We start from the raw sequence: 20,771 nt of genomic DNA on the forward strand, positions 1-20,771 counted from the left end.
GGGCGCGCGCTACCTCCAAGATTTCTCATTGTTTTTAAGCCACGACGAGCAGCGATCCGGCGTCAACCTCGCCTGTAGAGCCCATCTGCCTGCGCGGGATGTTTCATATTGACTGCACGTTCAATCAGTTTACTTTTTCAACCGTTGAGGACACGCTTTTGGGTTGGGGAATGTTGATGATTGATCCGCCGCGACGTCCGATATCGATCGGCTTCCTCTTAGCCTCAGACTTCACCTTGTCGGCCTTTTCGCTGTTCCTCGACCATTTCCGCCTCGCTGCGGACGAGGGCGACGGCAGTCGACCTATCAATGTCACCTGGGACGTCCTTTCGAGCAATCTCCGCGCGATCCGCGCGAGCAGCGGAATAGCGATCAACCCGACTAGCCGGCTTGGGAATGCCAGAAATTACGATTATATTGTCGTGGTCGGCGGCCTGTTACGCAACGGGGCGGACGCGATCGGGGATGAAGAGGCAAGCTTCCTCCAGCGGGCGGCAGATGCCGGCGTCACATTGGTCGGCCTGTGCACCGGCAGCTTCATCCTGTGCCGGCTCGGCCTTATGAAAAGTCGACGGGTCTGCGTGAGCTGGTATCACAAGAATGATTTTGTTGCCGAATTTCCCCACCACCATGCAGTCGCTGACCAGCTTTTCGTTGAGGATGGCGGACGCATAACCTGTGCAGGTGGCGCCAGCACGGCTGATCTGGCCGTTTATCTGATCGAGCGTCATCTAGGTCATTGCACCGCTCAAAAGGCAAATCAGGTTCTAATGTTCGACCGGTCGCGGCAAGGTCATGCAAATCAACCCCACCCACCGGTCGGGCAGGATTTTACGCACCCCAAGATCGCGCGCGCCCTTCTGATCATGGAGCAACACCTCTCGGCGCCTTTAAGTATTTCACTTATAGCCAGGCAAATAGGTATGTCCGTTCGGCAGTTTGAGCGGCTATTCCATAATATCGTTGGAGAAACTCCTGCCATAATCTATCGCGATATTCGAATTCGATATGCTCATTGGCTTCTCCACACTACCGATCGCTCAATAACTGAAATAGCCTATGACGCAGGATTTTCCGATTGCTCGCATTTCTCTCGACACTTTAAGATTAAATTTGGCCAATCTCCCTCGCAAGAGCGGGAATCATTGTCGATGGAAAAGAGTATTCTCGATATAGATCGAAAAATATTTCACCATTCGTTTAGAGATGTTCTCGCGGCGCGCGGCACCAATAGCAACGGCTCTTTTCAAGCATTGCCGTGACGCCAACCAATTCTTTATGTATTTGACTTGGTTACACTTATTTTTAAGTCGCACAAAAGCCGTCTGTTGGTGGCATAAGTCGATTGCGAAACAGGCCCGAATAGCCCCTGACCACGTCGTTCAAGGGATATCGGGCTGGCCGCTTCAACCCGAAGGGAGCGCCCAGCCCGATCCTTCGGCCCCTTGCTGGAGAGGATGCATGGGACCGAGGGTTGAAGACTTTCCTTATTTTTCCGCTACATAATAAGGGGCTTCGGATGGAGCCAACGGCGCGCGGCAGCGCATGAGATCCGCAATTTTTTCCGCCATCATGATTGTCGGTGCGTTGAGGTTACCCGTCGGTATCAAAGGCATGATCGACGCATCGACAACGCGCAGTCCCTCCATTTCATGGACCCGACCTTGCTGATCGACGACAGCCATGTCGTCATATCCCATTTTGAGAGAACAGGATGGGTGATAGGCCGTCTCTGCATGTTGCCGCACGAACTCATCGATTTCACGATCGGTGGAGATATCTTGCCCAGGCGAAATTTCTCTACCTCGATATGAATCGAGCGCAGGCTGGGAAAATATGTCTCGCGTGATCCGGACTGCCGACCGAAATTCACGTTTATCCTGTTCATGAGACATGTAGTTGAACAATATCCTCGGATGCACTCGGGGATCATTGGACCGAGCCGCTATGCGTCCCCGACTTGGGGAGCGCATGGAACCGACATGCATCTGGAAGCCATGCTCCTTTACCGCGCCCGTTCCATTATAACTTATAGCCACCGGCAAGAAGTGATATTGGAGGTTAGGCCAGAGAAATGACGGTTCAGAGCGTATGAACCCGCCCCCTTCAAAGTGATTACTGGCTCCGATGCCAGACCCTGCGAATAACCACTGCGCGCCAATCGCAGGCTGATTGTGCAGCTTTAAAGCAGGCGCCAACGAAACAGGCTTGGAACAGGCATATTGAATGTACATCTCCAGATGGTCTTGAAGATTTTCTCCAACCCCCGGGAGAGCGTTCACAATTTCTACATCCAGCTCTCGCAGCAAATCGGCTGGCCCCACGCCCGATCGCTGCAGCAATTGCGGCGAGGCGATTGCGCCACTGCAGACGACAACTTCGCGCGCAGCCCGCGCTTCACACGGCACGTCGCGTCGCAACCATCGCAGACCGACCGCGCGCTTGCCGGCAAAGAGAATCCGATCAGCCAGAGCATGAGTGACAATGCTCAGATTAGGGCGTCTGCGCGCGACATCCAGATATCCCCTTGCCGTGCTCGATCGCCGACCATTGTGGGTCACGGTTCGATCCATCGGGCCAAAGCCCTCCTGCCGGAAACCATTGAGATCGTCGGTCCGATGGTAGCCCGCCTGCACGCCAGCCTCGATCATTGCTTCAAACAGGATGTTGTTACCCGCTTTTGGCGTCGTCACGAAAACAGGGCCAGAGTCTCCGTGATAGTCATCCCCACCAATATCGCGCGTCTCGGCCTTCTTGAAGTAGGGCAGGCACGCCCGATACGCCCAGTCTGAGAGACCGGGCAATTGGGCCCAGCCGTCATAATCCAGCGCGTTCCCACGGATGTAACACATGCCGTTGATCAGCGAAGAGCCGCCCAACCCCTTGCCTCGCCCGCATTCCATGCGTCGGCCGTTCATGAACGGCTCGGGGTCGGTCAGATATCCCCAATTGTAACGACGGCCCTGCAATGGAAAAGCAAGCGCGGCCGGCATCTGGGTGCGAAAGTCGAAACGATAGTCAGGACCGCCCGCCTCAAGAAGCAGAACAGTCGTACCAGGATCTTCTGTTAGTCGCGCGGCAAGGACACTGCCCGCAGAACCGGCGCCGACGATGATATAATCATATTCCCTGATGGCGGTCATCGTTATTCCAAAAAGTCTAGGCGATACAGATTAGACGGATCAAAAAACTGAGGCGAATTCACCTAGCTCCACCTGAATGGACTTCACCTGAGTGTATGACAGCAGGGTCTGGAGTCCGTTTTCCCGTCCGATACCCGACTGTTTATACCCGCCCACCGGCATTTGAGCGGGGCTTTCCCCCCATGTATTGATCCAACAAATCCCGGCTTTTAATTGATGGATGATCCGATGTGCGGCGGCGACATCATGCGTCACGACACCCGCGGCGAGGCCGAACACACTGTCGTTCGCGCGAGCAACGGCTTCATCTTCATCGCGATAGGGCAATATGCTCATGACGGGGCCGAAGATTTCCTCTCGGACGATCGCCATGTCATCGGAACAATCGGTGAAGACCGTTGGTGCGACGAATGCTCCCTTGTCGAACGGTTCTCCAGATAGGCGATGCCCTCCGGCGAGCAATTTGGCGCCGTCCGCCTTGCCACTTTCGATCAGTGTGAGGACCTTCTCCATATGGGAAAAGCTCGCCAGCGGACCGAAATTCGTGGCCTCGTCCATTGGATCTCCAACTCTGATACGATTGACGCGGACCAGCACAGCCTCTTCGAACGCTTCCTTGATGGCAACAGGTACAAAGACCCGGGTTCCGTTGGTACAGACTTGGCCGGAGCTGTAAAAATTAGCCATGACCGCGATGTCAGCAGCCCGCTCGATGTCAGCATCTTCAAGAATGATGAGAGCGGATTTTCCTCCCAATTCCATCGTGACATCTTTCAATGTCGATGCGGCGGCATTGGACATCACCTTCTTTCCGGTTTCGACGCTACCGGTGAATGAGACCTTGTCTATTCGAGAGCTTTCGGTCAGCAATTGGCCGATCTCGCGTCCGGACCCTGGGACAACATTGAAGACGCCATCGGGCAAGCCAGCCTCGGTATAGATTTCGGCAAGCTTCATCGCGGAAAGAGGGGTCAACTCGCTGGGTTTGAAGATCATCGCATTGCCGGCAGCGAGGGCAGGTGCTGATTTCCAGAGTGCGATTTGAATGGGATAGTTCCAGGCGCCGATCGCCGCGACAATGCCTAAAGGCTCGCGGCGCGTATAAAAGAAGCTCGTCTCTCGGAGCGGGACTTGGATCCCCTCGATCGCCGGTGCAAGTCCGGCATAATATTCCAGAACGTCGGCACCAGTCGCGATATCCACGCTCGAGGTCTCGGAATAGGGTTTACCGGTATCGCTTGTCTCAAGCCGCGCCAGATCGTCGTTTCGTTCGCGCAAGATATGAACGGCTTTATTTAGAACGCGCGACCGCTCCACAGCCGTAAACGCAGCCCAAATCTTCTGGCCGGCTTCGGCGCTGTCAATTGCTTTCTCAAGATCTTCGGGCGACGCAATCTGGACGCGCCCGATAAGCGCACCGTTCGCAGGATTGATGCTGTCAATTGTCTTGCCGCTCGTGGCATCGACATATTTGCCGTGAATGAAGAGTTTTTGAGTAACAACCATTTAACGGCGCCCTTTGTTGGGTGAACCACGAGCAATTATCGGCGGTGAGAGAGGTAGAGATCTATAATTTCATAGGTTAGCGCTCGTGCATGCGCTGGGTCGAACAGCTGGTTCGAGAGGCTCCCGCGCAACCATAGCCCGTCGATCATCGCAGCAAGTCCGGTTGCCGCGTCGCGTGCGTCCGCGCGTGGTATCAAGCGCGAGAATTGATATGCGAGGTTCGAATGAAGTCGCCTGTCATTTGCGCGCTGGAGCCGTGCCAGCTCAGGCTTGTGCCGGCTGGCTGCCCAGAAAGACAGCCAGACGCGCATTGCCGTTGGATTGGTCTGGCTAGGATCGAAATTTCCGTCCACGATCGCGCGCAAATGGGCCCTTGGATCGTCGGATTTGGCTTGAGCCCTATGCGTGGCCACTGCATCCCGAAGATCGCGCAGGACCTGTCGCATCGCGGCCTCAAGCAGGCCGTCCTTACTTCCGAAATAGTGGGACACAATTCCCGTAGACATGCCCGCCGCGTTGGCGACGGCAGCCATGGTTGCGTCCTCAACGCCATTCACCACGATCACGTCAAAGGCCGCCTTTATCAGTTGCTGGCGGCGGATAGGTTGCATCCCGACTTTCGGCATAGGATAGCCTTGTCCTTGGAATTTGATTGATCAGTCAATAAAGAATATGGAACGCCTGTTCAAGTCCCTCGGCTGCCTTTCGTTTCCGATTTCCGAAATATCTGTTTTTCCTCGATAAATGGCGCGTGAGCCACGGAAAAGCCGACGAACTTAGGGCAAACCGGAAGGCCATGACGCGCCGCCAACAGCTTTGCGGCGTCCAGATAGGCGCTTTGCCCGGGGTGCATCGCGCTGGCGCGCGCCGGGCGTGATCCGCCTCATCGAACCAAGTAACCTCCCCGCCATTCTCCCACGGAGTGGCACGTCAGCCCGAGGCCATTATCTGGACAGAGAAGTCTTCGCTGATCGACCGCCCGGAAACGTCCCTATGCGGCTTTTCCGTCTTGAAATGGCCACGAGGGCCGCGCGCGATCAGCGCCGCCGATGACGCAAGCCACCATGCGGTTTGGAAGCTGAGGACAAGCCGGTCGAGGCGCGCGACGTCGAGCTTTGCTCCGTCATGATATGAACTGGGACATTCCTGCCGATTGGCGCCGCGATCGGGAACGTCGGCTTTCGATGGCTTCCGGCACGCCCATAAGGACGCTACACCGGGGTAGGTTCGTTAAAACGGGGAAGGCGTTCGGGAGTGTGGATCGAGTCCATCAGAATAGAGGGGGGATCGCTCGATGGATTCCAGCAAAGCCTTAGTCCTGGCCTGAACGTCCTGATCGGCGGTCGCGGCACGGGCAAAAGCTCCGTAATCGAGTTGATCCGCTTCTGCCTGGGCGCTCCTTCGTCCTCGGATGCCATCGGCAAAGACGCGCTTGAGCACGCGCTGGGGGTGCTGGGCGACGGCAAGGTCGTGATCACCCTCACAAACGGAAGCGATCGGATTGAGGTGTCTCGGATCGCTACCGACGCCGACGACAATTGTCCGATGGAAATCTCGCCGCCGTTAGTGTTCTCGCAAAAGGAGGTCGAGCAGATTGGTGCGCGATCACAGTCACGCATGCGCTTGGTCGACGGCTTTTTCTCTGGGCGAGGCGCGACTTCGGCCAGGCGCGGGCCGCTGCATGCGCGGATCAAATCCGCATCGACCGAAATCCGGACCCTTTTGGTTGAAGTAGCGGACATCGGTGAAAAGCTACTGGCGCTGCCAAAATTGCAGGAGCGCCTTGCCGACCTTCAGAAGCAGGGCGCCGCTCAACGCGCCCGCAGCGCTGAACTGGATGGACTGCGCAAGCAGCTTGATGAACTGACCCCTCTTACGAGCGCGGCCACCGTTCGTGCCGGATCAATCGGCCGGTCGGCCGACGACTTGAGCGAATGGACGGACGATCTCGACCTCGTCGCGGGCCGCCAGCCCCCTATTGAGTCCTGGCCAGCCCAAGCGATGACGCCTGATCAGCTTCAGCCACATCGCAAGCGCCTGCAAACGGCGCATGAGCGTCTGACCGCCGCCATCCAGGAATATCGTTCGGTAATTGACGATCTGGAGGTGCTTCGCCGGGCGTCGAGCGAGGAGAAGTCCGCGCTTGAGGCCAAGGGCCGCGAGGTTCGCCAGAAGATCGAGGAGCAGCAAAAGGGCGCGAGCGTTCTCGACCGCCAGATTGCAGACCTAAGCCAGGAAATCGCCGCGCTTAATGCGCTGGCCGACCTACGAGCGGAAAGGCTGGGCCGTATCGATCGGCTGCACGTGCAGCGACAAACAGCTCTCGATGAGATGCACGCTCACAATCTTGCGCTGACAGCAGGTCGCGAGCAGACCGCCGCCCGCCTGACTGCGGGGCTGGCGCCGTCGATCCGCGTCACTGTGAAGCCGCTCGCCGACTACCGCGCCTACGTGAGTGTGCTGAATGCCGCGCTGCGCGGCAGCGGCCTGAGGTATCGCGAGCTGGCTGAACGCATCGCCGATACGTTCAGTCCGCAAGAAATTGCGGTCCTCGCCGAGCGGGGTGAGGTCTCAGTCATCAGCAAAGCCCTTGAGATCAACGAGGAGCGGGCTTTGCGCCTTGCCGAGGGGCTGCGGGGCGATGCCGGCGCTGAACTTCTGGTCACCGAGGTCGGCGACGAGGTGGTCATCGAGCTGCTCGACGGCACCAGCTTCAAGAGCACAGATTTCTTGTCGATGGGCCAACGTTGCACGGCGGTGTTGCCGATCATCCTGCAACACAATGAGCGCATCATTGTTCTCGACCAGCCAGAGGATCATCTCGACAACGCTTTTGTCGTCGGGACATTGGTCAAGGCCATTCGCACGCGGGGCGGTTCGGCGCAGACGATCATCGCTACGCACAATCCGAACATTCCGGTTCTGGGCAGCGCCGACTTCGTCGCGCACCTCGAGTCCGATGGTGATCGGTGCTTCGTACACGTCGCAGGCGCACTCGACGATGTTGCCGTGGTGAACTCGATAACGAATATCATGGAGGGCGGTCGAGAAGCGTTCCAGCGACGGGCCGCGTTCTATGCCGAGAGCGGCAGTGAGTAATGAGCTGGCGCGCAAGCTGGGGTCTACGGATCCACGCGAGCGGCTCGATGCAGCGCGCCATCTGGCCGAACATGCCGACGCCAAGCAGATCGGGCTGATTGAAGGCGCCCTTGCCGTAGAGACTGTGGCCTGGGTCAGCAGTGCATTGAAGCGGGCGCTCCAGCGGGCCCGGCCGACGGACAGCGTTACGTCCGGCACTGAGCGCGTCGAGCTTTCTTCCGACCAGACCGCCCAAATCTATTCGGATGCATTGGAAACCACTGCCAAACAGATCATCCACGAGATCGAGCCAATCCTCGGCGCGCTTCGCCTATCGGCCGAAACGGAGATGGCAAACTTCGAGGGGTCGGATACCAAGCGCGGCCTTGAAAGGATGGAAGCCCTAGTCGCTGGTCTCGCACGGCTGCGTCAGGCCGCCAGCGCGCCGAAGCTTGAGGACTTTGCGCTCGACCAATGCATTTTCGCGTGGATCGCCGAGGAGGTGGGCCAGAAGCCGGTCGGCGTCCTGCGCGCCGGCCCACAGGAGACAGTGGTTGAAGGCGACAAGGGCCTAGTGTGCTTGGCCTTCGTGAACGGGCTTCGCAACGCCATCGACGCGACCCTTGGGATTGGCTTTCCCAGTTTCAGGAAGTGCTGAGCGACTTTCGCAACGTCTTCAGGTTCCACGTGCATAGGGTGCGGCGCCGGCTTACCGAACCTAGCTTCATACCGGTTCAGGATTTTGAAGGTATGATCTGCGTCCAAGTCGCACCTCAGTTAGCGGAATGCTACGAGGGTAACCCCGAGGGTCGCTTGCGCGCAACATAATTAGCCTGAACGGGGGGCGGCTCGAAAGTCTGGGGCCTCGGCGGGGGACACCGCGCTTGGTCCAAACTTTACGCAACCGCGAAACTCGGACCGGGGGGCAAAAAGCAGAAAGTCCCAGAATCCGGTCGAATTGACTGGATAGTCGCCGCGATAAGAGCGGTAGTCGCTTCACGAACACGGAGCGATGCAGATGATCAACTCGGCCTTGCCGACTTCCAACGAAGCCTGGGGTTTTTACGGCACTAGCGGCGCATTCGCAGATGCCGATGCAGTATGGGCGATTGTCTTTCCGGCGGTGCTGGCGGCAACTGAAGGCACGCCAGAAGGGGTTCGGGATTTTCTCGACAGTCGCCACGGCCGCCACTTCGCTGACGACGTCCACAACGGCATCCACGCGGGGCTCGACCTGACCGCCGCAATCGAAGCGGCAATCACCCGCTGGATGGGTTGGACCATCAACCGGGAAACTGCCCACGAGATCGCGATGCCCAAGGGACTGCCCTACCTGAAGGGCTTTGTCCTTTACTTCAGCCTGCAGGCTCAGGCGGCCTAAGCGTTGTTAGGATGAGCATCCATGCCACTACCGACTACTGGACCTATTTCGCTCAGCGCCGTGGCTGCTGAGATCGGTCGCGCTGCTGGCAGTGCCATTTCTCTAGGTGAGGCAGCAGTCCGTAATTTGGCCGGCGTTGCAACCGGGGCGATTTCATTATCTCAGCTTTACGGAAAATCCTCGGTCAGCTTCTCACCTGGTGGTGGGACAAGTAGTGCCTCCCCTGTCTTACTGTCAGACTGGAGAGCGGGCGGTGGAACAGCGCAGGTAACCATAAGCTGTACCCAAGCTGCGGTCTGGGTGCAGGCGCTCAGCGGCGGCACGAATATCGAGCCTGGACTGGCGGTAGAGAAAATCGAAAATGTCGCCGTGGGCATCGCAGCCAAAGCAATGGAAGCGCGCTTCCTGGGGATAGACGGTGAAGGATGGCGTGCGTTCCATATGAAACGGGCACAGGCCCACCAGCGTCGTGCCGCGAGGCTTCAGCGATAGATGCCGGCGTACCTCGTTAGCCAGCGGATACTGGTCCTTGATCGCATCGATATCGATTTGGCCTGTTTCAATACGCGGCGCCATAGCGACCAGGGTCACTTTCTGAGGGAGGAAAAACGATGGTTGAGAGGGATGCCGGGCCGTAAGATGCGACCCGGCACCGCCCTTGCGTCAGAACAGGGGCGCACCTGACGGTGCCGGTACAGATGCTGCAGGCGGCGGCATGTGTGCGGCGGTTGCGGCGGTGGGGGGCGCCGGGGATGCAGAAGCAGGATTTGCAGTCGCAGCTAGCCCATCTGCTACCATCGCCTCCGGCCGGTCGGTCCAGCCCACGATCTCGAAGCGCGGTTGATAATTGGTCCCATGCTTGTTGGTGACGGGCGTAACGCCCGTGCAGCGCACTACAGGTAGTTTGCCAGTTACCGCTTCGGGTGCGGCCAAAGTAGCTCTCGGCCATTTTGTGGGCCTTGAGGAACGAATCAATCTCGGGAACTATGGGATGTGTCATACATCCTTTATTCCGAGATCAATCCAACATCACAAGTAGGGCGGAATCCCACAATTAAGATTGCGGGAAGCATCCCACAGTGTTACCCACAACACATGACCCAGCCATCCGCCTTCAACATCGCCTATCTCCGCAAAATCCTGGAGGAGGCGACTGCGCCTGACGCCAAGTGGAACTCGCGCTCGCTGTCCCTAGCGGCAACCTCGGGAAAGAACCCGTATCTCGTGCGCGACATCGTGAAGGGTAAAAGCACTAACCCAACGCTTGATACGCTGGTTGGGCTCGCCAAGGCGCTCGAAATGGATATCTCGCAGATGATCCCGGCAGCCGCCTCGGTGATGCATCGGGTAGGCGGAGCACAGTCATACGAGATGCTCGAAGTTGTCGGCGCCGTCGCCGCCGGCGTGTGGCGCGAACAGACCGAGTGGAGCCAGGAGGATCGCTATTCCATCGAGGTAGGCCCTAATCCGTTTCCGGGAAGCGAGCGCCTTGCCCTCAAGATGGAAGGCCTGTCGATGGACAAAGTCATCCCGCCGGGTTCTGACCTTGAGTGCCTACGTGTCGCTTACGGCTACGTCGAGCCGCAACCTGGCGACATCGTCATCGTCCAGCGCGACAAGCACGACCTGCACGAACTCACCTGCAAGCGCCTCGACCATGACGGGCAAAATTACATCCTGCGGGCCGAGTCCACGCGGGCTGAGTTCCAGGAGCCGATCGTGATCGGCCGCCCCGATGAGAACAGCATCAGCGACGATGGCATTACAATCATTGCTATCGTCTTGCGCGCCCACCAGAGTCTTTACGCTCGGCGCAGGTGATCAGACCCCTTTGTCAAGGGGGTATGTGATCAGAGACGGTTTGTTATTGGATTTGTCCATCATTATTCCATGAAGGATCAAAACTGGGAAACCCGAGCTTCGGGCAACCCTTTTCCCTCATGGATGGCCGCTATGACCCGGCCGAGTTCCGCAACTGGAACGACGCCGCCCCAAAGGTCGCAGTCGGCATGGAAGGTGCCCCCGGGCACCAGGCTGGAGCGATCAATCCTGATGGCAGCCTTGATCTCGAGGGACGGCGCGGCGGGTACAGCAAGGTGCCGACCATGGGCGGTTTCGATCCGATGACGGCGCGGCTTGGCGGCCTATGGGATTCGATGCTCTCCGAAGGGCGGCGCTGGTGGGTAACGGCAACTTCGGATTCCCACCGGCACTGGCGCGAGGGCGGTAGTGACTTCTGGCCGGGTGAATATTCCAAGACCTATGTGCTCGCCCGGCGTGACCACACTGACATCATGGATGGATTGCGCCACGGGCGCATCTTCGTGACGACCGGGGACCTCGTGTCCGCCGTCGATGTCAAGGTGACCGGTTCCCGTTCGCGCCGCAAGGCTGCCGGGCTTGGGCAGGAACTGGTGATCCGTCCGGGCGAGAATGTCACGGTCGAGATCCGGGTGCGCGATCCGCAAGCCGCTAACAGCGCCGGCCAGAACCCCCAGGTCTCCCGGATCGACCTGATTTCCGGCTCCGTAACTGGCCCTGTGGCCGATCGCGGCACGGATCGGGCCCCAGAGACCAAGGTGCTTCGCCGCTTCACGGCTGCGGATTGGCGGCGAGATGGTGACGATCTGATCATGCGCCATCGCATTGGGAAAGTGCGATCTGGTCTTTACCTTCGCGTACGCGGCACCAACACGGCAGAACTGGAGCCATCGGAAGATCCGGCTGGCGAAAACCCCTGGGGCGACTTGTGGTTCTACGCAAATCCGACGTTCGTCACACCGCGCCTTTGATTGTCCAAGTTTGGAGATGGGGCTGACTGGAACACCTGCCTCAGTTCCCTTGCCCCGTTCCAAAGACAACCATCAATGCGGCGTTCGAGACTTGGACTGTCGGTCGCATCCGACCTCGCACTCTGCCTTGTTCAATCGGCGTGGACGCAAGACGCTGCGGTGACCCTGAAAACGAGTCCGAGGCGGTCGTAGAAATTGTTTGGGGGAAGCTGGAGAGCAGGGAGGCAGCGACGATCCAGGGTTTCGCTCAAGCTGACGATGTAACCCCGGCCTAGGCCGCCCGGATGCTCAACCTGGCCTAACTGGCGCCGCCCGTGCTGGAGAAGCTACTGATTGCGCGCGTCCCGCCGACGGTGTCAGTGAAAGAACTGGCCACAGCGGCCGAGTTGCCGTGGGTCGAGCAAGAAGCGGCTGTGTTTGGGTAATCCTGCGTCAGGCGGTCCCGAGCTTCTCGGCCACTTCCGAAACGGTCAGCACCTTGCCGGTCGACACAACCTTGTCGTCAATAACGAGCGCAGGCGTCGACATCACGCCGTAAGCCGCGATCTGTGCGTAGTCGGTGACCTTCACGATCTCCGCCGGGATCCCGGCGGCATCGGCGGCCGCCTTCGCATTCTCGCCGAGGGCTATGCACTTCTTGCAGCCTGAACCAAGGATCTTGATGATCATGCGTGTCTCCAATTCAAAGTAACATGGGGCCAAAGGCATTGAACACATAGCCAATCACGATGATGCCGGTCGCGACGATTCCCACAAAGAGCAGCAGCAGTGGCAATTTGACGACCCGCTTGAGCATGATCATGGACGGCAGGGACAGGGCAGTCACGGCCATCATGAAAGCCAGAGCGGTTCCGATGCCCACACCTTTGCCGACCAAGGCCTCTGCAATAGGAAGCGTGCCGAAAATGTCGGCGTACATAGGCATCCCGACCACCGTCGCGACGAGGACAGACCACCATTTGTCCTGCCCCAGAAGTGCGGAAATAAAGGCTTCCGGCACCCAGTTGTGAATGGCAGCGCCAATGCCCACGCCGATCAGCACATAGAGCCAGACCTTGCCGAAAATCTCGGCAACCTGATCCCGGGCGAAGTCGAAGCGTTGGCGCCGGGTCAAATGGCCATCATCGCTTTCCATGACCGGGCTATTGAACACGAATGCCTCAACCTGCCCCTCCATCTTCATCCGGCTGATCAGCGTCCCTCCCAGCACGGCCAGAACAAGGCCCACCGCAACATAAGCCAGCGCGATCGTCCAGTTGAACACGCTGGCCAGCAGGATGATCGACGCGAGGTCGACCAGAGGCGAGGAAATCAGAAAGGCAAAAGTTACGCCAAGCGGCAATCCAGCGCTCGTGAAGCCGATGAACAGAGGGATCGACGAGCATGAGCAGAATGGCGTGATGGTGCCCAGCAGAGCCGCCATGATGTTGGCACCAAGACCCTGACGCTGTCCCAGGATACGGCGCGTCCGCTCTGGCGGAAAATAGCTTTGCACCCATGAGATCGTGAAGATCAGCACCCCGAGCAGGATGAAGATCTTGATGACGTCATAGATGAAGAAGTGGATGCTGCCACCAAGCCGTCCGGCAGGGTCAAGGCCGAATCCGTCCCGAACGAGCCAGGCGACCAGATCAGACAGCCACTGCATGCGCAGCAACTGATCATTCAACCATGTGAAAATCTCGGAGATGGCCTGCCCCCATGGCGTGAGTGAACGCGTGCGGAGGCCGCGTCGATACTGGATGCGCCCACTATACGCATCGAGCGCCTCGATTATAAAGCGGGAATACTGGCAGGGGTCGGGAGCGCTTCAAGTTGTGGATCGCCGGGACCGTCGTCCATGGAGCTTGGTGACGTGCAGAAATTCCTCGTATTCCTCGGGTCAGCCCGTGACAGCACGCCTCCACGCCCGGCTCGGCTTGGCCTGCGGGTTGCCCGGCAATGCGAGAAGCATCTTCAGGAAATGGGTCATGACGTTGAATTGATCGATCCATTGTCGATCGAGCTTCCGGCCGCGTTCAAGCCCCACTTTGCCTATGCGAAGAGCGCAGTTCCGGAGGCTCTGGACGCTTTGGCTGCGAAGATCGAAGCGGCAGATGGCTATGTAATGGTCAGCCCCGAATACAACCACTCCATGAGCCCGGCATTGGCGCATCTGCTCAACCATTTCGGCAGCTCGCTCTTTTCCTACAAGCCCAGCGCCATCGTGACCTATTCGGCCGGACAGTGGGGAGGCGCCCGTGCAGCGGTGGGGATGCGCACATTCCTGTCGGAACTGGGTTGCCTGCCAGTATCGGCAATGATCCACCTGCCGAAAGCACAGGATATCCTGACCGAAACCGGCGACTTTGCCGAAGGTGTCGATACCGCGGCCTGGCAGGGCTATTTTGAACGCACCCTTGCCCAGTTGGCGTGGTGGGCTGCGGCCGCCCGGGCGCAGCGGACAATTGAAGGCATACCAGCCGCAGCGCCAGCGTTCAGCCGCGATCCCTCGCAGCGGAATGCGCCCTGAAGAAATCGGGCTCCTGCCTTCAGGCCCTGCCTTCCATTCGATGATGCTGGAAATATCAATTGACGGCACAGCACTACCGTCATTATTCGAAAGAACTGGAAGGATAGAATCACGATGACTGATGTGAACGCTCAAGTGTGGGCGGTCGATGCGCTTGGCGCGTTGGCGCACGAAACACGTTTGTCGGTATTCCGCCTGCTGGTGAAGGCAGGCCCGGAAGGCATGATCGCTGGCGCTATCGCTGAACATCAAGGCGTTCCGCCGTCCACCATGTCGCATCATCTGGCTACGCTGGAACGGGCCGGCCTCGTTCAGTCCGAGCGTGAGAGCCGCCTGATCCATTACCGCGCCGATTTCGCAGGCATGCGCCGTTTGCTCGCCTTCCTGATGCAGGACTGCTGCCAAGGCGCCCCTGAAATGTGCTCTGACCTTCTCGGCGACCTCGCCTGCAATGCCGCTTAACCTCTGACCGCCTGAGGCCTCACATGTCCGACAAGATCTACAACGTCCTCTTCCTTTGTACCGGCAACAGCGCCCGCTCGATTCTGGGCGAAGCGGTGATGAACAAGCTCGGCGCGGGGCGCTTCAAAGCCTACAGTGCAGGAAGCCAGCCCAAGGGCGAAGTTCACCCGATGGCGCTCTCGGTGCTGAACGGGATGGGTTATGACACCACCGGGATGTACTCGAAGAGCTGGAGCGAGTTCTCGAAGCCCGGCTCGCCAGAGTTCGATTTCATCTTCACGGTTTGCGACAGCGCCGCGGGTGAAACTTGTCCAGTCTGGATCGGCCATCCGATGACGGCGCACTGGGGCATCGAGGATCCGGCAGCCGTTGAAGGTGACGGCCAGCGCGACGCTTTCCTTCAGGCCCTGCGCTACCTGACGAACCGCATCTCGCTGTTTCTGACGCTGCCGCATTCCAGCATCGACGAGATGGCGATGAAGCAGAAGCTCAAGGAAATTGGCCAGGCCGAAGGTGCCAGCGCTGGGGCAAGCAAATGAACACCGACATCATCATCTACCATAACCCGGAATGCGGCACGTCGCGCAACGCCTTGGCCATGATCCGCAATGCCGGGATTGAGCCGCATGTCGTGGAATATCTGAAGACGCCGCCCTCGCGTGCCTTGCTCGAAAGCCTGATCGAACGTGCCGGTATCTCGCCGCGCGCCCTGCTGCGTGAAAAGGGCACACCCTATGCCGAACTGGGCCTCGACAATCCGGACCTCTCCGATGCGCAGCTTGTCGATGCGATGATGGCGCATCCGATCCTGATCAACCGGCCGCTCGTCGTCTCTCCGCTCGGCGTGAAGCTGTGCCGGCCCTCGGAAGAGGTGCTCGATCTGATCCCGGCGCAGCAGCGCGGTGCCTTTGCCAAGGAAGATGGCGAACAGGTCATCGATGCCGCCGGTAACCGTATCCCTGGCTGAAGAGGAAAGACCGTGACCGCACAGTCCAAGCGCGAACGCCTGTCGTTCCTCGATCGTTATCTGACCCTGTGGATCTTCCTGGCGATGGCGCTGGGCGTTGCCTTGGGGTCGACTTTCGATTGGCTCCCCAGAGCGATCGACAGCCTCTCCTGGGGGACGACGAACATTCCCATCGCGATCGGCCTGATCCTGATGATGTACCCGCCGCTGGCGCGGGTGCGCTACGAGGAGCTTCCACGCGTATTCCAGGACAAGCGGGTGCTGGCCATCTCGCTGATCCAGAACTGGATCATCGGGCCGGTGCTGATGTTCGCGCTGGCAGTCATTTTTCTCAGCGACAAGCCGGAATACATGACCGGCCTGATCCTGATCGGCCTTGCCCGCTGCATCGCCATGGTGATCGTCTGGAACCAGCTGGCGAAGGGCGACAACCAGTATGTCGCGGCACTCGTTGCGTTCAACTCGATCTTCCAGATCCTGTTCTTCAGCGTCTACGCCTGGTTCTTCCTTGCTTTCCTGCCGCCGCTGTTCGGGCTGGAGGGCAGCGTCATCCACGTCAGCTTCTGGACCATCGCCGAGGCCGTGCTGATCTATCTCGGCATTCCTTTCCTCGCCGGATTCCTGACCCGCAAGTGGCTCGCCAAGGCCAAGGGCCATGAATGGTACGAGAAGACATTCCTGCCCAGGATCGGCCCGGTGACGCTCATCGCGCTGCTGTTCACCATCGTCGCCATGTTCAGCCTCAAGGGCAACGAGATCGTCACGCTGCCAGGGGACACGATCCGGATTGCCATCCCGCTCACCATCTACTTCGTGGTCCAGTTCTCCATCAGCTTCTTCATGGGCAAGCTTATTGCCAGCGATTACCCGCGCACGACCGCCGTGGCGTTCACCGCAGCGGGCAACAATTTCGAGCTGGCGATTGCCGTTGCCATCGCGGCCTTCGGGCTGGCCTCGCCGGTTGCCTTTGCGGCCGTCATCGGTCCGCTGGTCGAAGTGCCGGTGCTGATCCTGCTGGTCAACGTCGCCTTCTGGTTCGGACGCCGCTGGTTTCCTGAATCTGTCCCGACTGAGGCTCGCGCATGACCAAGCCGGTTTATCCGCGCCTGCGCCCACTTGTCGATCCGGAGCATCTGCCGGCCCTCAGGCCGGAATATATCCATCGGCGCCCAGCGCTGGGTCTGGGCAAACTCGATCAGCCACCGCGCGTCCTGCTTCTCTACGGCTCCTTGCGCGAGCGGTCCTATTCGCGGCTCGCCGTCGAGGAAGCCGCGCGGCTCCTGCAGTTCTTCGGATGCGAGACACGCATCTTTGATCCCAGCGATTTGCCGCTACCCGACCAAGTGAAGGATGATGACCACCCGGCCGTGCATGAACTGCGCGAGCATTCTCTGTGGTCGGAAGCTCAGGTCTGGTGCAGCCCGGAGCGGCATGGCCAGATAACGGGGATCATGAAAACTCAGATCGACCACCTCCCGCTCGCCTATAAAGGCCTGCGGCCGACCCAGGGGCGCACCCTTGCGGTCATGCAGGTCTGTGCGGGATCGCAAAGCTTCAACAGCGTCAACACGCTACGGATTCTTGGCCGCTGGATGCGGATGTTCACTATCCCCAACCAGTCGAGTGTCGCAAAGGCCTACGAGGAGTTCGACGAAGCCGGCCGAATGAAACCGTCGAGCTACTACGACCGGATCGTAGATGTCATGGAGGAGCTGGTGCGATTCACCGTTCTCCTACGCCCGCATGCTGCCCAGCTCGTCGACCGCTATTCGGAGCGCAAGGATCGCAACGAGCCCGTTGATACGCCTGTGGAGGCCGCAGGATTGGCTAATGCCACATGATGCAACGCTGAATAAGTCTGCACGCTACCGATTGTACGGAGGCAAGATCGGTGCCTCACGTCAAAATCATCTTCCCCCCTGCCACGACCAGGACCAGTCCCAAAGCGTAGCGGACCCCCGGTACGGGGAGCGTGCGCGTTCCGAGTTGGGTTCCAATCAACCCGCCGATCAGGGCGGCGATCGCCCAGAGCGGAAGCGCGGCGGGCAGCGACCCGACAGAGAAGGTCGTCCCGGCCAGTCCAGCGATTGAGTTAAGGAGGATGAAGGACGCGGCAACCCCCGATGCCGGGCGGGTACCGGCCCAGCCCATGAACAGCAGAAGCGGGCTCAGGAAAATGCCCCCGCCTGTGCCGGTCAGACCTGAGAGGATGCCCAAGCCAGCGCCAGACGCCAGTGCAGCCGGGACTGGGGGGCGCTTCACCGCGGCGTCAATGCCCTCCGAGCGCCGTGCCGTGCGAACAAGATGGAATGCAGAGAACAGCAGCACTACGCCCACCAGCGGGCGGTACAGCCACGGGGGGATCTCGATCAGCCCACCGAGGAACGCGGCAGGGACCGAGGCAATAGCGAAGGGAAGCAATAGCCGCCAGTCGTTCTGCCCAGCGCGGGAGTAGCGATAGACGGCTAGCAAGGCGACGAGGATGTTCAGCGCCAATGCGGTGGGCCGCATCACCTCCGGCGAGAGACCGAATAGGGCCATTGCGGCTAAGTATCCCGACGCCCCGGCGTGGCCCACCGAGGAGTAGAGCGCAGCGGCAATCAGTATCAGGGCAGCGAGGATCAGGTCCGCTTCGCTCATGGGGTGTCAGAATCCAAGATCTAAGGGCACACGCTCTAGCGAAACGTGGCTGGGGCATCACCCTATTTTGCGGATACCTCGGATTCTCATATTGTCTTGACTGCCGGTTTCACGCCGAAAAGGTATCGATGTGCACGGGTTAGAAAAGCCCGGAAATCCGACACTTTCCAGTCCTATACCTTCCGCGCCAAGGTTTAGGTGAAAAGAGACGAAAGCCGATCAGAGACTGATTTTGGCGTGTCTGGCAGTCTCTTGGGTTTAGGCGCCAACGGCAAAACGGCGCGGAAGCTGGGGATTTTCTGGCCCCGTAAGGCCCATCTCATTGATTCGCATTGAGATGTTGGCGGAGAGGGTGGGATTCGAACCCACGGTACGGTTGCCCGTACACCGCATTTCGAGTGCGGCGCATTCGACCACTCTGCCACCTCTCCGCGAAGTGTCGGGAGCGGCCGTGTGGGCCGTCCGGTCGAGGAACGGCGCCGTTAGCGGATGGCAGGCCCCTTGCCAAGCCCCTGCGTGGCGCGCGTCTGCGGAAAACCGCGACCGGGGCCGGGGGCGGTGCTTGTTTCGCACCCGCAACAACCTATATTCCTGCTCATGGAACCGTTCGAGCGCGCCAGCTTCTTCTCGCCTCAGGCCGGTCGGCTGATCGAGGCGCCCCGCCATGCCCATGCCCGCTTCGGGATCGGCGACGTGGTCCGGCACCGCCACTTCGATTTTCGCGGGGTGGTGTTCGATATCGATCCGGTCTTCGCCAACACCGAGGAATGGTACGAGGCGATCCCGCAGGACATCCGCCCCGAGCGCGAGCAGCCCTATTACCACCTGCTCGCCGAAAACGGCGAGAACAGCTACGTGGCCTATGTCAGCCAGCAGAACCTGGTCAGCGATCCCGAGGGCGGCCCGGTCGAGCATCCCGCGCTGAGCCAGTTGTTCGACGGGTTCGCCGGCGGCCGCTATCGCCTGCGTCGCGGCGTCACGCACTGATCCGGCGGCAGCGATCGGGCGTTGGCGCGCTCAGCTCTTCAGCTTCCAGCCCGATCGCAGCAGCACATAGGTCGCGATCCCCAGCACCAGGTTGAGCAGACCCAGCCCGATCGCGCCCTGCAGCACGTGCAGGTTGGTGTCGCCGATGTCGCTGCGCCCCAGGAAGCCGAAGCGGAAGCCCGAGATCACGTAGAAGAACGGGTTGAGCCGGCTGGCGGTCTGGAACGCCGGGGCCAGGTTGTCGATCACGTAGAACGTGCCCGAAAGCATGGTCAGCGGCGTGATGACGAAGTTCGTGACCGCTGCGTTGTGATCGAACTTCTCCGCCCAGAGCGAGGTCAGCAGGCCGATGAAGGCCAGCATGACCGAGCCCATCAGCCCGAACCAGACGATCGCCCAGGGATGCGGCGCGGCCAGGTGGACCCCGGGCCACAGCATGATCGCGCCGGCCAGGGCCAGCCCGACCAGCACCGCCCGCGTCACCGCCGCGCCGATCAGCGCCAGCATCAGCTCGATCTCCGAAAACGGGGGCATCAGGTAGTCGATGATGGTCCCCTGGATCTTGCCCGCCAGGAAGTTGAAGCTGGAATTGGCGAAGGCGTTGTTCATCATCCCCATGGCGATCAGGCCCGGCGCGACGAAGGCGGCGAAGGACACGCCCAGCACCATGCGGTTGCCCCCGCCCAGGGCCAGGGTAAAAATCATCAGGTACAGCAGCGTGGTCACCGCCGGAGCCCAGATCGTCTGGGTCTGAACCTTGAAAAAGCGGCGGACCTCCTTGATATAGAGGGTCCACAGGCCGAGGCCGTTGATCTGGTGAATCAGCGGCACCCCAGGCTCCGGAAAGGCCCGCTGGACCCGGTTCGCGCCGGTATCGTTGCGGGGCGGGACGGAAGCGAACTTATCCTGGGGTTGATCGGCCATAGCGTGGCGACTATCGGCACCCATTGGCATTGGCAAGCGTCGGCGCACCCGCCCGGCGCATGGCACGGAAAGAACAGGCTGGAATGAGCTGGACCGACGAACGCATCGAGAAGCTGACCAAGATGTGGGAAGGCGGCGCCACCGCCAGCCAGATCGCCGAGGAGCTGGGCGGGGTGAGCCGCAATGCCGTGATCGGCAAGGCGCACCGCCTGGGGCTGAAGGCGCGCCCCTCCCCGGTCAAGCCCAACGAGGAGAAGGCGGCCCCCGCCCCGGCCCCCAAGCCGGCCAAGGCCGAGGCTCCGGCCCGGCCCGCTCCCGCGCCGCGACCCGAGCCCGTCCGCAGCGAAGCCCCGGCCGCCCCGGCCCCGCGCGCCGCGCC

Annotated in this window: 22 protein-coding genes and 1 tRNA gene; 14 read left to right on the forward strand and 9 right to left on the reverse strand. The window is 60.0% G+C overall.

All coding sequences use genetic code 11. The features are described 5' to 3' along the window. Positions 1–98 precede the first annotated feature (98 nt). A complete protein-coding gene (locus H7F49_RS13860; RefSeq protein ID WP_214647828.1) occupies positions 99–1,262 on the forward strand; it encodes a GlxA family transcriptional regulator in 1,164 nt (387 codons plus the stop codon). Between the two features lie 225 nt (positions 1,263–1,487). On the opposite strand, the gene betA is transcribed toward H7F49_RS13860, so the two are convergent. Genes betA through betI form a run of 3 tightly spaced genes read right to left on the reverse strand, consistent with a single transcriptional unit; the run spans position 1,488 to position 5,275 of the window. Next, complete coding sequence (gene betA / locus H7F49_RS13865; protein WP_185684174.1) at positions 1,488–3,143, reverse strand: choline dehydrogenase; 1,656 nt, start codon at positions 3,141–3,143, stop codon at positions 1,488–1,490. Between the two features lie 39 nt (positions 3,144–3,182). Beyond that, on the reverse strand, positions 3,183–4,649 hold the full coding sequence (gene betB / locus H7F49_RS13870) for a betaine-aldehyde dehydrogenase (protein ID WP_185684175.1): 1,467 nt from the start codon (positions 4,647–4,649) through the stop codon (positions 3,183–3,185). A gap of 35 nt (positions 4,650–4,684) precedes the next feature. Then, entirely contained in the window at positions 4,685–5,275 is a 591-nt protein-coding gene (gene betI, locus H7F49_RS13875; RefSeq protein WP_185684176.1) for a transcriptional regulator BetI, read from the reverse strand. Positions 5,276–5,903: 628 nt separating this feature from the next. Here betI and H7F49_RS13880 point away from each other — a divergent pair. The 3 genes from H7F49_RS13880 to H7F49_RS13890 all read left to right on the forward strand — a co-directional run bounded on the left by H7F49_RS13880 (position 5,904) and on the right by H7F49_RS13890 (position 9,108). Next, a complete protein-coding gene (locus H7F49_RS13880) occupies positions 5,904–7,748 on the forward strand; it encodes an AAA family ATPase (RefSeq protein WP_185684177.1) in 1,845 nt (614 codons plus the stop codon). After that, on the forward strand, positions 7,741–8,385 hold the full coding sequence (locus H7F49_RS13885; RefSeq protein ID WP_185684178.1) for an ATP-binding protein: 645 nt from the start codon (positions 7,741–7,743) through the stop codon (positions 8,383–8,385). Before H7F49_RS13880 ends, H7F49_RS13885 begins: the two co-directional genes overlap by 8 nt. 354 nt (positions 8,386–8,739) lie before the next feature. After that, on the forward strand, positions 8,740–9,108 hold the full coding sequence (locus H7F49_RS13890) for a hypothetical protein (RefSeq protein ID WP_214647829.1): 369 nt from the start codon (positions 8,740–8,742) through the stop codon (positions 9,106–9,108). 234 nt (positions 9,109–9,342) lie between these two features. On the opposite strand, the gene H7F49_RS13895 is transcribed toward H7F49_RS13890, so the two are convergent. Further along, complete coding sequence (locus tag H7F49_RS13895) at positions 9,343–9,699, reverse strand: CHC2 zinc finger domain-containing protein (RefSeq protein WP_185684180.1); 357 nt, start codon at positions 9,697–9,699, stop codon at positions 9,343–9,345. A 504-nt stretch (positions 9,700–10,203) separates the two neighbouring features. Between H7F49_RS13895 and H7F49_RS13900 the strand changes: the two genes are divergently transcribed. Both H7F49_RS13900 and H7F49_RS13905 read left to right on the forward strand, forming a co-directional pair. Next, positions 10,204–10,929, forward strand: a complete 726-nt coding sequence (locus tag H7F49_RS13900; RefSeq protein ID WP_185684181.1) for a S24 family peptidase — start codon at positions 10,204–10,206, stop codon at positions 10,927–10,929. 119 nt (positions 10,930–11,048) lie between these two features. Then, positions 11,049–11,900 carry a CehA/McbA family metallohydrolase domain-containing protein gene (locus H7F49_RS13905; protein WP_185684182.1) on the forward strand — a complete coding sequence of 284 codons (852 nt, stop codon included), beginning with the start codon at positions 11,049–11,051 and terminating at the stop codon, positions 11,898–11,900. 432 nt (positions 11,901–12,332) lie between these two features. On the opposite strand, the gene H7F49_RS13910 is transcribed toward H7F49_RS13905, so the two are convergent. Both H7F49_RS13910 and H7F49_RS13915 read right to left on the reverse strand, forming a co-directional pair. Next, complete coding sequence (locus tag H7F49_RS13910) at positions 12,333–12,569, reverse strand: thioredoxin family protein (RefSeq protein ID WP_185684183.1); 237 nt, start codon at positions 12,567–12,569, stop codon at positions 12,333–12,335. 13 nt (positions 12,570–12,582) lie between these two features. Next, positions 12,583–13,548, reverse strand: coding sequence for a permease (locus tag H7F49_RS13915; RefSeq protein WP_185684196.1), 966 nt, complete (start codon positions 13,546–13,548; stop codon positions 12,583–12,585). A 192-nt stretch (positions 13,549–13,740) separates the two neighbouring features. Here H7F49_RS13915 and H7F49_RS13920 point away from each other — a divergent pair, with 192 nt between their 5' ends. The 6 genes from H7F49_RS13920 to arsH all read left to right on the forward strand — a co-directional run bounded on the left by H7F49_RS13920 (position 13,741) and on the right by arsH (position 17,682). Further along, a complete protein-coding gene (locus H7F49_RS13920; RefSeq protein ID WP_185684184.1) occupies positions 13,741–14,412 on the forward strand; it encodes an NADPH-dependent FMN reductase in 672 nt (223 codons plus the stop codon). Positions 14,413–14,526: 114 nt separating this feature from the next. Next, positions 14,527–14,874 (forward strand): ArsR/SmtB family transcription factor, encoded by a 348-nt coding sequence (locus H7F49_RS13925; protein WP_185684185.1) that lies wholly within the window; start codon positions 14,527–14,529, stop codon positions 14,872–14,874. Positions 14,875–14,897: 23 nt separating this feature from the next. Then, positions 14,898–15,413: an arsenate reductase ArsC gene (locus H7F49_RS13930; RefSeq protein ID WP_185684186.1), complete on the forward strand. Its 516-nt coding sequence runs from the start codon at positions 14,898–14,900 to the stop codon at positions 15,411–15,413. Further along, on the forward strand, positions 15,410–15,841 hold the full coding sequence (gene arsC / locus H7F49_RS13935; protein WP_185684187.1) for an arsenate reductase (glutaredoxin): 432 nt from the start codon (positions 15,410–15,412) through the stop codon (positions 15,839–15,841). Before H7F49_RS13930 ends, arsC begins: the two co-directional genes overlap by 4 nt. Positions 15,842–15,853: 12 nt before the next feature. Continuing rightward, a complete protein-coding gene (arsB, locus tag H7F49_RS13940) occupies positions 15,854–16,927 on the forward strand; it encodes an ACR3 family arsenite efflux transporter (protein ID WP_185684188.1) in 1,074 nt (357 codons plus the stop codon). Next, the gene (gene arsH / locus H7F49_RS13945) at positions 16,924–17,682 is read left to right on the forward strand and encodes an arsenical resistance protein ArsH (RefSeq protein ID WP_185684189.1); all 759 of its coding nucleotides are present in this window, start codon (positions 16,924–16,926) and stop codon (positions 17,680–17,682) included. The genes arsB and arsH overlap by 4 nt, the downstream gene beginning before the upstream one ends. Before the next feature lie 55 nt (positions 17,683–17,737). On the opposite strand, the gene H7F49_RS13950 is transcribed toward arsH, so the two are convergent. Both H7F49_RS13950 and H7F49_RS13955 read right to left on the reverse strand, forming a co-directional pair. After that, on the reverse strand, positions 17,738–18,481 hold the full coding sequence (locus H7F49_RS13950) for a sulfite exporter TauE/SafE family protein (protein WP_185684190.1): 744 nt from the start codon (positions 18,479–18,481) through the stop codon (positions 17,738–17,740). A 341-nt stretch (positions 18,482–18,822) separates the two neighbouring features. Continuing rightward, positions 18,823–18,912: transfer RNA gene (locus tag H7F49_RS13955), tRNA-Ser, on the reverse strand. 166 nt (positions 18,913–19,078) lie between these two features. On the opposite strand from H7F49_RS13955, the gene hspQ reads away from it, so the two are divergent. Next, a complete protein-coding gene (hspQ, locus tag H7F49_RS13960) occupies positions 19,079–19,468 on the forward strand; it encodes a heat shock protein HspQ (protein ID WP_185684191.1) in 390 nt (129 codons plus the stop codon). A 30-nt stretch (positions 19,469–19,498) separates the two neighbouring features. Here hspQ and H7F49_RS13965 read toward each other — a convergent pair whose 3' ends face one another. Continuing rightward, a complete protein-coding gene (locus H7F49_RS13965; RefSeq protein WP_185684192.1) occupies positions 19,499–20,392 on the reverse strand; it encodes an ABC transporter permease in 894 nt (297 codons plus the stop codon). An 83-nt stretch (positions 20,393–20,475) separates the two neighbouring features. On the opposite strand from H7F49_RS13965, the gene H7F49_RS13970 reads away from it, so the two are divergent. Beyond that, on the forward strand, positions 20,476–20,771 hold a 296-nt coding region (locus H7F49_RS13970), incomplete at its 3' end, for a GcrA family cell cycle regulator (protein WP_214647832.1).

This window comes from Novosphingobium aerophilum (assembly GCF_014230305.1).
GTDB lineage: Bacteria > Pseudomonadota > Alphaproteobacteria > Sphingomonadales > Sphingomonadaceae > Novosphingobium > Novosphingobium aerophilum.